The organism is Oceanirhabdus sp. W0125-5 (genome assembly GCF_027938815.1).
Taxonomy (GTDB): Bacteria; Bacillota; Clostridia; order Clostridiales; family Clostridiaceae; genus Oceanirhabdus.
On sequence record NZ_CP115913.1, the window covers coordinates 302,501 to 315,000 of the forward strand.

A 12,500-nucleotide genomic window follows, 5' to 3' on the forward strand; every position below is an offset into this window, starting at 1 on the left:
ATAACTATTTATATAAATTATCATAGTACTCAATAAGTATTCTCTCTATACAAAAATATTCCATTGTACTTTTAATACTTTGAATTATCATATCTTCCCATTTTTGAGTATTGTTATAATACATTGTTATGATTTTTGTATTTAATACCTCATAAAGTGATTCCAAATCATGTTGATCTTGTTCTTTAGAATTTTTAAATACAACACCACTCCCAATTTGCCACCCATTTATTCCCTCTACGCATACTTCTGGCCAACATCCATTTAGTGTTGAAAAATTTAATACTCCATTTATTGCTGCTTTAATTCTACTAACACCACAAGAATCTTGCGGTATCTTACTATTATTCAACCAAACATCACAACCTGATAACATATATTTTTGAAGTTTAGAATCTAAATCATTCAAAAATATTATGTTATTGGGATACTTCTTTTTTATTGATATGTATTTTTTAAAATTTATGTTTGTTAAACTTAATTTTGATGGTTGTACATAAAATACTAATTGAACTTTGTCATCCTCTAATAATTGAAAAAGCTTTTCTTTATCCCTTAATATTAAATTCCATCTTTCATATTCATTACTTGTAGCCACGACTCCTATAATTAACTTATCAGATTTTAGTTTAACAAAGGTTTTAGTGTATATGTAATTTATTAACCTATTTTTCAATTCAATATGTGTATCAAATATACTCTGTTTATTTTTAAATGCTTTTAACATATTTTTATCTAAATATTTAGGAAGAAAAACTCCATTTACTATATTCACAAGTTTCTCTTTAACTTTTTCATTTTCAACTCTCTTTCTTATGGCTTGCTCTTGAATTACCGATACCCCATTACATCTTTTGCAATTTATTAATATATTAGTATATATATTGTTACTATGATAAATCTTATTTTTAAATAAATCTATAATATCTTTATTATGAATTAATTTTTCTAATTCAGATATATTATAAGTTTTTATATGAACATCATGTATTGTTGTAACACATTTTTGAATAATATTATTTATTACTTCATCATTAATATTAGGTTCATACGTTAATAGCTTAGCAATACTTAGAAGTACATATTCTCCATTAAAATGGTATATTTCAGGGATAATTTTCATTTCATTAAGTACTGTTACCCCTCCTATTCCAATTAATATATCACTTAATAATTTATCATTACCAATATCTTTATAATTTTCAGTGGTTATTTCTCTAATTTCATTTGAATTTTCTTCAATATTGCAATCTATAAGTATTGTTTTAATATCCCCTTTTGTATATGTCCATATTTTCATTATTACTTTTTGGTTATGTATCTCTAAAGGAATGTATATCCCTGTATCTTTTAATTCTTTCAAAATCGATGGATTATAATGAGCAAATTTATCTTTTCCAGATGTATTATGACATGTCCATAGAAAACCCATAAACGTTATCGGCAAACTATAAATCTCAGCTAATTCCATATAATCTAACACCAACTCTCCTTTTTCCAAAGTATGTAGTTTCATCTTGTCAACTAACATTAGTTCCTTTGAAAAATATACAATACTAGGAATATTATCTTTTACAAATCGTTCTAAATAACCTGAGATTATATTTACATAAAAGACATTTTGCTGTTTATCCATATCTCCCTCTCCTTTTATCTACTATATTCCCCCTTATATAATTTATATCATAAATTATAAGAAAATTTTGTATTTTATTGATAGTAAATATTCTTTTTTTTCATATATCGTATATGTTTAACTACACGATACTTAAATTTTCCTTAAATAACATCATAATACTTCTTTTTTTTTAAATGTATTGTATAATTTTATATTAGTTATTAAACTTTTTTATTTTTTACATATTACAAAAGGAGTCATTCTTATGAATATATACAATTTATTTTGGGGAGAAAACTTTATCGGTCCCCCTATGAGAATCTTTTCACTAGATCATATCATAGTATTAATTATAACGTTATTATTTATTATTTCTTTATATTTTTTTAAAAAAAGATATTCAAATATTCCTCACAAAAATATACTTGTAAAAATCATTGGCTATGGAGTTATTGGAAGTCAGATATTAATGTATCTCTGGTACATACATACTGGATGGTTCAATATACATGATTCTCTCCCATTATACATTAGCAGAATAACTTCTATTGTTAGTGGAATAATGATTCTCACAAACAGTAAAAAATTATTTGATGTCATCTATTTTTGGGGATTAATCCCACCCTTTATCGCATTAATGTTACCTGAAATTGAATACTTTAGTTTTCCACATATAAGATTCTGGTTTTATTTCATTGGACATGCATTCACAATATTTGCTGTTTTTTATATGCTTATTATAGAAGAAATGAAGCCCAATTTTAATTCATTCAAAAAAGCATCAATTTGGTTGCTTATATATTGTGCTATAGCTTTTATTTTTAATGTTTTAACCAATAGTAACTATGGATATTTGATGAATTTACCTAGTACTTTAAGCGGACTAGAAAAGCACCTTACCTGGCCATTCTATCTTCCTATATTAATAGGCTTACAAATATTTGTATTCTATTTAACTTATATTCCTTTTAAAAAATCTAAGTATAATTCTATAAGTGAAATTAACGCTTTAGATAGTTAATATATCAACTTATAATACTAAACCTAATATAATAAAAGCAGATGGACTTTAAATATCCATCTGTTTTATTTCACTTTAACAATTTTCTCTTTTTTTTATTACAATATAGATCTTTTACAAATATTTTTGTTTCCTTAGGGATATCTTTTTTCATAATTTCATCAAATGACAACCACTTTACAATTCTATCTTCTGTTGATTCTACATATCCAGTAAACTTAGCTAGATATATGTGTGTCTGATAAATATTTTTACCTCTCTCTAAAAAAAAGAACCCTAATTTTTCTCTAATATCAGCCTCTACACCAGCCTCTTCTTTTGTTTCTCTTATGGCAGCATACTCATATGTCTCGCCTTGTTCTACATGACCTTGTGGTATAATAAACCTATTTGCATTAATTAATGATGATATAAATAGAAATTTGATTTTATTTTTCTGTTTTTTATAAACCAGTAATCCTGCTCTATCTATTAATTCCGAATTATTAATGCATTGTTTAATTCTATATATATCCCTTTTAAGAACATCACTTAAACTCTCTATACAATTAATGTTTTTCCATGTAATCCTATATTTATTTAAATTACTTCCCCCACCTATTGGATATGCTAATACTGTTATAACTCTATGATTATTATTTTTTCTAACATACCATATTGGAAGAACTCTAACTTTTATGCCTGTATAAATTAACGATATCCTCCAAGCAGCTTTTATTCTTGTTTCACCTTTTCTCATAAATCCATTTGGAAGAAAAATCCCTTGTTCTTTTTTATCAATTAAAGCTATTTTCCCATTTTGAATTATGCATAACTGAATTTTATCATTTAACTCCATATATTTCTCCATTTTTAATTAATAGAAATTCTAATTGGTCCAAATAAAAATTAATAAAATAAGATTAAACCATAAAATATCAAAAATGAATAATGGTATAAAATCAATTTTCGTAATAATGGTAAATATAAATGGAATAAATGATAGTAAAATTGTAAAAAAACACATTAGTCTTTTAGCGATTTTACGCTTTTTTTCTTGTTCTTTTCTTTTTCTTTCAGCTCTCATTCTTTTTATGTAAATCTCTATATCTTTCTGTTCCATTCAATCTACTCCTTTTATTTAACCCACTATATATAATAACACTTTTTTAATTATGAGTAAATTTCTTATTTTTTATCATCATTTCTCATTAAAGGCATAAATTCTTCTATTTCATCAGCTCTATAATATTTTTGATCATTTTTCTGTAGATGATATTCTTGACAATTTATTTTTTCATTTCCATTTACTTTAATATGTTTGTATTCACTATCATTATTTAATCTCCATGCATTTGTGTTATCTTTTAAATATAATTTAAGAATCTCCTTTATCTTATTTCTGATATGCTTATCTAAAATTGGAACTAACAATTCAATTCTTCTATCTAAATTCCTTTCCATCCAATCAGCGCTTGAAATAAAAATCTTCTCATTTCCTTTATTATAAAAATAATAGATTCTAGAATGCTCTAGAAATCTACCTATTATACTTCTTACTTCAATATTGTTTTTAATATCATCTGTGATTTTTAAACAACATACTCCTCTTACTATTAGTTTGATTTTAACGCCTTTTTTTGCTGCTTTATATAATAATTTAATTATTTTTTTATCTTCTAAAGAATTAAACTTAGCTATTATTTTTCCTTTATGTCCTTTCTCTACATTTCTAATTTCTTTATTAATTAAGTTTTCAAATTCATCTCTCATATTTATTGGAGATATAAAAATCCTTTCCATATCTACATATTCACTTATGCCTGTAATCATATTAAAGAATTTCGAAATATCTGAAGTTAACTTTTTATCATTTGAGATTATACCTATGTCTGTATAAAGATTTGCAGTTATTTCATTATAATTGCCAGTACTTAAATGAACAAATCTTTCAATAAATTCTTCATTTTTTCTAGTAATCATAAGTACTTTAGCATGCGTTTTTAATCCTTTAACTCCATAAATAACATTACATCCACTTTCCTCTAATTTTTTTGCCCATAAAATATTATTATCTTCATCAAATCTCGCCCTAAGTTCTAATAAAACTGTAACTTTAATTCCTTTTTTAGAAGCTTCTATAAGTTTTTTCACAATATAAGAACTTTGACTTACTCTATATAGAGTTTGTTTTATAGATAAAACGCTGTTATCCTTAACTGCATAATCTAATAATTTTAATAGCGCTTCAAAAGAATCAAAGGGATGGTGCAAAAATATATCCTTTTCTCTTAATACTTTAAATATGTTATCATTGTCAACGATTTCAATAGGCATTAAACTATTAAATTCATTAAATTTTAAAGATTTATTCTCAATTTCTCTTTTCAAATCCATAAAAAAAGATAAATCTATAGGAATATCTTTACGAAATATAGTACTTTCATCTAATAACATTTTATTTTTAAGATATTCAATTACAATGCTATTATCACTTTTATATATTTCTAGCCTTAAAATTGTACCCTCGAGTCTTTTCTTTATATTATTTTCTACAAAAGAAAGGTAGTTTTCCTTTTTATACTCTCTAAATACTAAAGATGAATCTCGAGTTATCCTAAATATACATTTTCCTATAATGGAGCCTTTATATTTTTGTATTAAATACTCCATCAAAAATTCCTCTTTTAATATAAACTTGCTATCACTTTCAGTAGAACAAACTCTAATCAACCTGTTCTTATTTTTTGTATCATAAAAAACTATTTTATCACTTTTATCTTTAATAATTAAACATATGTATATATTACCGCATTTTAAATCAATTAAATTTTCATTATAATCAATTACCATCAAATTATCATTTATATCTTCTTCAATTAAACTGTTAAATATATTTTTTTCTATGTCACTATTATCATTTAAAATTAAAATATTATTTTTCTTTAAGTTTGACATTAACACTTTATATATTTTTCTTTTTTTTATGATTAACTCGTTTATATAATTATTTATCTCACATACTACATGTTCATTAAATTTGTCTTCTATAATTCTACACATTCTGGTCTTATAAAATTCATCTATATTTTTTGAAACAATACCTAAAAAATTAACTCTCTCTAATAAAGGGTTACGCTTATTCATAGCTTCATTTAATACTCGATTATTAAATTTCAATAAGCTTATTTCTCTATCCGAAAACATCCTTAACCTCCTAATAGAAAGATATTATTATATTGGATTGTTTATTATTTTTCAGTCTACTTTTTATACAATTCAAAATTTCCATTTCAAATATAGTCAAATTTTCTTTCTTTATTTTAAACATTAGTTTTTGTTCATTTTTTTTCACTTTAACGGCTATTCTACTTTTTTTAAGGATCATTATATAATAAATTAAATATATACTATGCAAGAGATTATCAGATTCAAAACATTTTATGCTTTCATTTTTACTTAACAATTTTTCAATCTTTAATAACTCAATCCATTTTATTATATAGTTACATTCCTCTTTAAGAAATCCAATATCATTTAAAAAACTTGTATCAATATTATATAGGCTAAAAACAATAATAATCTTAAGTAAAATATACTTTTTCTTCTGTAATTTATAACAATTTTTTTGTATTTTAGCTACATTTGTTGTTATTTTATTTAAATAGCTTATTTCATGTTTATTAAAACGATTATTTGCTATAAATTTTTCATACAAAAACTCATAGTATTTATTTTTATGATCTAGTTCTTTTTTTTCTAATGTTAACTCTCTAGTATAGTACCAGCTTATATCAAATTTCTTTATTTCAATATTATAATTATTATCATTTAATGCAATTTCAAAAACACTTATAATATATAAAAATTTTTCTACTTCTTCATCAGTCATGTTATAAAAATTTTTTATTTCATGATATTTCATATTAAATATTTTTTTCATTATTTTATTGAATTTATTTTTGTTTATATTGTTTTTTTTAAAAATTTTATTTAAGAATTTATATTCTTTATAATTGACTATCAATATGTTATTTTGACAATTAACATTAATATTTATTTGTTTTAACTTTATAAATTTTTCAATACCATTCGTTATTTCTCTAATAGAATTTTCTCTTTTTTCAAATAATCTATTTATCTTTTTTTCAAATAACTTTACTTTTTTATATTCAATTAATTTTTCATTTTTTAACACATAAATCTCAAAAATATTATGTTCAAACCTTATTAATGAATTATATTTATAATTTTTATTTTTAAAAATATCATTTAAAAATAAAAAAAATAAGTAATTCTTATTCATGCTTTTTATTATGTTAACTTTTTTATTAAAAATTTTATTAAAGCCATTAAAAAGGTTGTCAATATTATTAAGCCTATTTAAATCTTCATCTATAATAATTAAACACTCATTCAAACCATTTTCACTTATAACATTCTTATATCCATATATAATGTTAAGCATCTTAAAGATATTTTTTTTACTTAAAAATTCGTTTTTCAAATCCTCTTCAATATTAATCCTTTTAATTAACCTATCAAATACTACAAATTCATTAGTATCATATTGCATTATTATCATCTCTATACAAAAAGGCAGTACGTATATTAAAGAATATTGTTTATTCATTATAATCACCACATTAATTTTTCTGCACTTCTATTATTTGTATATTAATGATATTTATACATTTTTATCTTATTGTTAAAATAAATCTTTTAAAGATTTTTATGTAAATTAAAATCAGCGCAAAAAGATAGGATATTAAGCTTACGCAAAACATCCTATCGGGGGAGTTAAACATTTAGTTATGGGGGAATAGCATGCTAGCATAACAAAGCATGCTATTTTAGGGGATCGAGGGATTATAAGGGCTTTAATAAATTTTATTACATTCATAAGTATAACCCTATATACTTTTTTTATTCATGTTTAATAATTTTTTTTATTTTTTTATAAATCTAGATATATTTAAATAATTACTTATATATAATCCCATGAAAATGATAACAGCTCCTATTATTTGATAAATAGAAATTCTTTCATTTAAAATTATAAACCCAAATACAATAGAAAAAACAGGTGTTAAATTATTAAATATTGCTACATTGTTGCTGCTTATTCTCCTAATAGCCCAAGTCCATATAAAATTTCCTATAAACATAGCAATTATTCCGGTGTAAATCAAGGTAGCTATTGAAACAATATTTAACCCACCAATATATAAATCAAATTTTGAAAATATTATAATCAACACCGTTGTTATTGTTATGGCTAATGTAGTTATCTGTCTAGGCGAGTATTTTATAGTAAGTGATTTTGAAAATACCATATATATCGAGTATCCAATAGCTGAAATAAATATATATCCCATACCTATCAAATTATCTTTTAACTGTCCTACTTCTCCACCACTTGCAACTGTGAAGCATAATCCTATTAACGATATAGCAACCCCTATCATCTTTATTTTACTCATTCTCTTTATTCTAAATATATGATTCATAACTATAACCATAAGAGGAACAGTTCCCATTATTATAGATGCATTTCCGGATGTAGTTTTCCCTATTCCTATTCCATAAAACCACTGAAATACAAAAAATCCAAATACAGATATCAATGTGAGTAGTTTTAAATCCACTTTTTCAATAGGTTTAAAATCTTTCATAGTTAAAATTGTTACCCACCCACCAATTGCAGCAAATATCATTCTAAATACATTATACTGTATTGAACTCATATACAATAATCCAATCTTTATTATTACAGGTTTAAGTCCCCATATCACAGTTACCAGTATTAATAGTCCATATATTCTCTCTTGTTTAATCTTAAGTGCTTTATCCATTTTCTCATATCCTCTTTTATTCCTTTGTATTAGATAATATTATTATCTATACTTTTAAAAGAAAATATTATAAGTATTGGACTATATTATTTAATAGCTTATCATCATCTTTAATTTTATAAATTTTTACATAAAAAAAACACTTACTAAAAAATTAGCAAGTGTTTTTTGGTGATCCACCAGGGAATCGAACCCTGGACACCATGATTAAAAGTCATGTGCTCTACCGACTGAGCTAGTGGATCATATTACCTGGCAACGTCTTACTCTCCCACACCGTCTCCAGTGCAGTACCATCAGCGCTGTGAAGCTTAACAATCCTGTTCGGAATGGGAAGGTGTGTAACCTTCACGCCATAGTTACCAGATATAATTCATTAATCTCTTAACAAAAATTATTTTACACTAAACTTCAAAACTTGTCAACGGTCAATTTAAATTTTTTTTAATCGACCGTTGACTACTAAATATTACTATTTTCCTGCTATTGAAAGCTCCTTTACAATTATACTTGGACTTCCATAAGAACTTGTACTGCCTATATAACTAAATCTTAAATCACAACCAACTTCCTCGATATTTTTTAGTAATTCAAAATAATTACCTGAGATTGTTATCTGTTCAACAGGTTTTATTAATACCCCATTTTCTATTAAGAAACCTTTAGCGCTCAATGAAAAATCACCTGTTGTTGAATTTGCCCCTGAATGCATTCCCTGCATCTTTGATATCACAACACCATTTTGCAGAATTTTTATCATCTCATCATAATTTTTACTTCCGGCTTGAAAGTACATATTGCTTGCAGAAACAGCAAGCGGAGAAGAATAAGATGCTCTTGAGGCATTACCTGTAGATTCAATGTTAAACTTTTTAGCAGTAGCTCTATTGTGAAGTAAAGTATTTAGTCTTCCTTTATCAACAACTTTCTTATTTGATGTCATATATCCCTCATCATCAAATGGTATATTGCATATTCCATTTTCTAATAATGGATTATCATATATAGTTATATTTTCAGAGGCTACTATCTCTCCTACTTTATCCTTTAATAAAGTAAGTCCTTTAACAGCTGATTCGCCACTAAATATTCCTCTAAATGTTTTTAATAACTCTGCTGAAGCTTTATTCGTAAACATAACTTTATATTTTCCACTTTTAATAGACTCTGCATTAAAAAGTGATAAACCCTCTCTAACTGCATCTTGAGCTATTTTTTTTATATTTAAATCATCAAAGTTTCTTGTAATACCTATTTCATTACCGCTATTTGTATTATTCTCATCTTTAACAACTGCGCCTACAAAACCATATATTATATTTGATGTAAAACTTCTATCCATTCCTTTTGAGTTAGTTATTCTTTTGTTGGTTTCATGAGTCGCAATGCCACATGCTTGAGTACTTTCCACTCTTTTATCTGCAGCATATGTTGCTTTTTCTAATTGTCTTGCTAATTCTATTTTATCTCCTGCATGAAGCTTAGCTATTTTTTCGCAATATCCACCAACATTAACATAATGCTCTGCCCCTTCAAAAATTTCTTCATGCTCTTCTTTCTCAATTACTGATGCATTTTCTTTAGCCTTTCTAATAAGAAGATCTATCGCTTCTTCATCCATTATCTCTGTGTATGCATATCCCATTTGTCCTTTATATAAACCTCTAAAGCTTATTCCTATAGTATTATTTACTGAATACTTATCTATTTCTCCTTTAAACATTTGAACATTGAAATCTTCACTAGTTACATAATATAATTCATAACTTTCAAAACCTTGTTTTTCAGCTATTTCAAATAATCTATCTTTAAAATCATTAAATAACATTCTTATCCCTCCTATCTTCCACCTACTGTAATTTCAGAAACTCTAATCATAGGTTGACCAAGATTAGTTGGAACACTTCCACTTGATGATCCACACATACCTTGTCCATGATCCAAATTTTTACCTACCATGTCAATGTTCATAAGGATATCAGCCCCTTTACCAATTAAAGTTGCCCCTCTTACAGGTCTATCTATCTCACCATTTTTAATCATATATCCTTCTTGTACAGAAAAATTAAATTCACCTGTTACAGTATTTACAGATCCTCCTCCCATTTTTTTAGCATATAGTCCATTATCTATTGATTTAATAATATCTTTTTCATCATCATTTCCAGGAGCTATAAATGTATTCGTCATCCTAGAAGTTGGTGCATATTTATACGATTCTCTTCTAGCACTTCCTGTAGACTCCATGTTCATTCTTCTTCCATTCAATCTATCAACTAAATACCCTTTAAGTATTCCATCTTCTATTAGAATATTTTTTCTTCCTGGTGTTCCTTCATCATCAATATTTATTGAACCCCATTCATTAGCTAGAGTACCATCATCTATTGCCGTTACTTTAGTTGATGCAATTTGTTCTCCAATCTTATCACAGAATACAGAATTTCCTTTTGCAACAGATGTTGCTTCCAATGAATGACCACAAGCCTCATGGAATACAACTCCACCAAATCCATTATCTATAATTACCGGCATCTTACCTGCTGGGCATGCTTCAGCATGTAACATAGTTGTAGATATTCTACTAGCTTCTCTCCCCAATGATCTAAGATCTAATTCTTCAAACATTTCAAATCCTCTTAAAGCTCCAGGTCCTTGAGTACCAGTTTGGTTTTCTTTTCCATCACTAGCTACTGAAATTAAAAACATTCTATTTCTTATTCTTCTATCAGTAGTATATAACCCCTCTGTATTTGCAATTAAAACTCTTTGGTCATTGTCTCCAAAATAAACCATAGCTTGTACGATTTCATCACTATATTCTTTTATTGCTGCACTTGCTTCTCTCATTCTTTCTATTTTTCTTGCAGCTGATACACTTGAAGGAACATATATTACTGGGTGTATATTTGTGTTTACCCTCTCAGTAACATTGATATCCAAATTCACTACACCTTTTATATCACCTACTGCTGATGCTGCTTTATGTGCAGTTTCAATCAATGATTTTAATGAAGTATCATTAGTATATGCATATATACTGTTAAGACCTTTATATATTCTTATACCTGCTCCATGAACCCTTCCTGTTATAGATTTTTCTACCTTACCATTTACCATCTCTATTGAATTATTAATAGTATCTTCGAAGAAAATCTCTGCAAAATCGCCCCCACTACGCATAGCATTACCAAGTACTTCTTCTACAACTCTTTTTGATAGCATTCAATATGCCCCCTTTTATGTACTATTGTTTTCTTTTACTATTTTATCAGAATATTTCGTAATACGTAACACTTTTGGTATTATTTATATATAATTACAAAAATTAATTTAAAATATATTACGTATACAAAAACATAGAGGCAATAATATGGTCTCTGTGTTTTTGTATACTCTATTTATTATTTTTAATAATAAAAAAACACTTACTAAAAAATTAGCAAGTGTTTGTGGTGATCCACCAGGGAATCGAACCCTGGACACCATGATTAAAAGTCATGTGCTCTACCGACTGAGCTAGTGGATCATATTACCTGGCAACGTCTTACTCTCCCACACCGTCTCCAGTGCAGTACCATCAGCGCTGTGAAGCTTAACAATCCTGTTCGGAATGGGAAGGTGTGTAACCTTCACGCCATTATTACCAGATATCTATTTAGTTGAAGGATGTTCCTTCAAAATTGCACAAAGTAAGTTAAGATTAAGTCTTCGATCTATTAGTACTGGTCAGCTACATGTGTTACCACACTTACACCTCCAGCCTATCAACCTTGTGTTCTTCAAGGGATCTTATTGCACTAGGCAGGGAAATCTAATCTTGAGGTGGGCTTCACGCTTAGATGCCTTCAGCGTTTATCCCTTCCCGACATAGCTACCCAGCGGTGCCGCTGACGCGACAACTGGTACACCAGAGGTCAGTCCATCCCGGTCCTCTCGTACTAAGGACAGCTCCTCTCAAATTTCCTACGCCCGCGGCGGATAGGGACCGAACTGTCTCACGACGTTCTGAACCCAGCTCGCGTGC

At 26.8% G+C, this 12,500-nt stretch carries 9 protein-coding genes, 2 tRNA genes and 3 rRNA genes (1 of these 14 cut by a window edge); 1 reads left to right on the top strand and 13 read right to left on the bottom strand.

What is annotated here, in order from left to right:
- Positions 1-4 precede the first annotated feature (4 nt).
- Positions 5-1,636, bottom strand: coding sequence for a hypothetical protein (locus tag OW730_RS01405; protein WP_271227367.1), 1,632 nt, complete (start codon positions 1,634-1,636; stop codon positions 5-7).
- Positions 1,637-1,883: 247 nt separating this feature from the next.
- Between OW730_RS01405 and OW730_RS01410 the strand changes: the two genes are divergently transcribed.
- Positions 1,884-2,639: a YwaF family protein gene (locus OW730_RS01410; protein WP_271227368.1), complete on the top strand. Its 756-nt coding sequence runs from the start codon at positions 1,884-1,886 to the stop codon at positions 2,637-2,639.
- 70 nt (positions 2,640-2,709) lie between these two features.
- On the opposite strand, the gene OW730_RS01415 is transcribed toward OW730_RS01410, so the two are convergent.
- From OW730_RS01415 to OW730_RS01470, 12 genes are all read right to left on the bottom strand, one after another.
- On the bottom strand, positions 2,710-3,477 hold the full coding sequence (locus tag OW730_RS01415; RefSeq protein WP_271227369.1) for an NUDIX domain-containing protein: 768 nt from the start codon (positions 3,475-3,477) through the stop codon (positions 2,710-2,712).
- 30 nt (positions 3,478-3,507) lie between these two features.
- Positions 3,508-3,741, bottom strand: a complete 234-nt coding sequence (locus OW730_RS01420) for a hypothetical protein (RefSeq protein WP_271227370.1) — start codon at positions 3,739-3,741, stop codon at positions 3,508-3,510.
- A gap of 65 nt (positions 3,742-3,806) precedes the next feature.
- Positions 3,807-5,825, bottom strand: a complete 2,019-nt coding sequence (ppk1, locus tag OW730_RS01425) for a polyphosphate kinase 1 (protein ID WP_271227371.1) — start codon at positions 5,823-5,825, stop codon at positions 3,807-3,809.
- 10 nt (positions 5,826-5,835) lie between these two features.
- Complete coding sequence (locus OW730_RS01430; RefSeq protein ID WP_271227372.1) at positions 5,836-7,251, bottom strand: hypothetical protein; 1,416 nt, start codon at positions 7,249-7,251, stop codon at positions 5,836-5,838.
- A 316-nt stretch (positions 7,252-7,567) separates the two neighbouring features.
- The gene (locus OW730_RS01435) at positions 7,568-8,473 is read right to left on the bottom strand and encodes a DMT family transporter (protein WP_271227373.1); all 906 of its coding nucleotides are present in this window, start codon (positions 8,471-8,473) and stop codon (positions 7,568-7,570) included.
- A 169-nt stretch (positions 8,474-8,642) separates the two neighbouring features.
- Positions 8,643-8,718: transfer RNA gene (locus OW730_RS01440), tRNA-Lys, on the bottom strand.
- A 5-nt stretch (positions 8,719-8,723) separates the two neighbouring features.
- A 5S ribosomal RNA gene (gene rrf, locus OW730_RS01445) occupies positions 8,724-8,840 on the bottom strand.
- 105 nt (positions 8,841-8,945) lie between these two features.
- Complete coding sequence (locus OW730_RS01450) at positions 8,946-10,301, bottom strand: TldD/PmbA family protein (RefSeq protein WP_271227374.1); 1,356 nt, start codon at positions 10,299-10,301, stop codon at positions 8,946-8,948.
- A gap of 11 nt (positions 10,302-10,312) precedes the next feature.
- The gene (locus OW730_RS01455) at positions 10,313-11,698 is read right to left on the bottom strand and encodes a TldD/PmbA family protein (protein WP_271227375.1); all 1,386 of its coding nucleotides are present in this window, start codon (positions 11,696-11,698) and stop codon (positions 10,313-10,315) included.
- Positions 11,699-11,926: 228 nt separating this feature from the next.
- Positions 11,927-12,002 (bottom strand) — tRNA-Lys (locus tag OW730_RS01460).
- A gap of 5 nt (positions 12,003-12,007) precedes the next feature.
- Positions 12,008-12,124 (bottom strand): 5S ribosomal RNA (gene rrf / locus OW730_RS01465).
- A 48-nt stretch (positions 12,125-12,172) separates the two neighbouring features.
- Positions 12,173-12,500: ribosomal RNA gene (locus OW730_RS01470) — 23S ribosomal RNA — on the bottom strand (it continues 2,572 nt past the right edge of the window).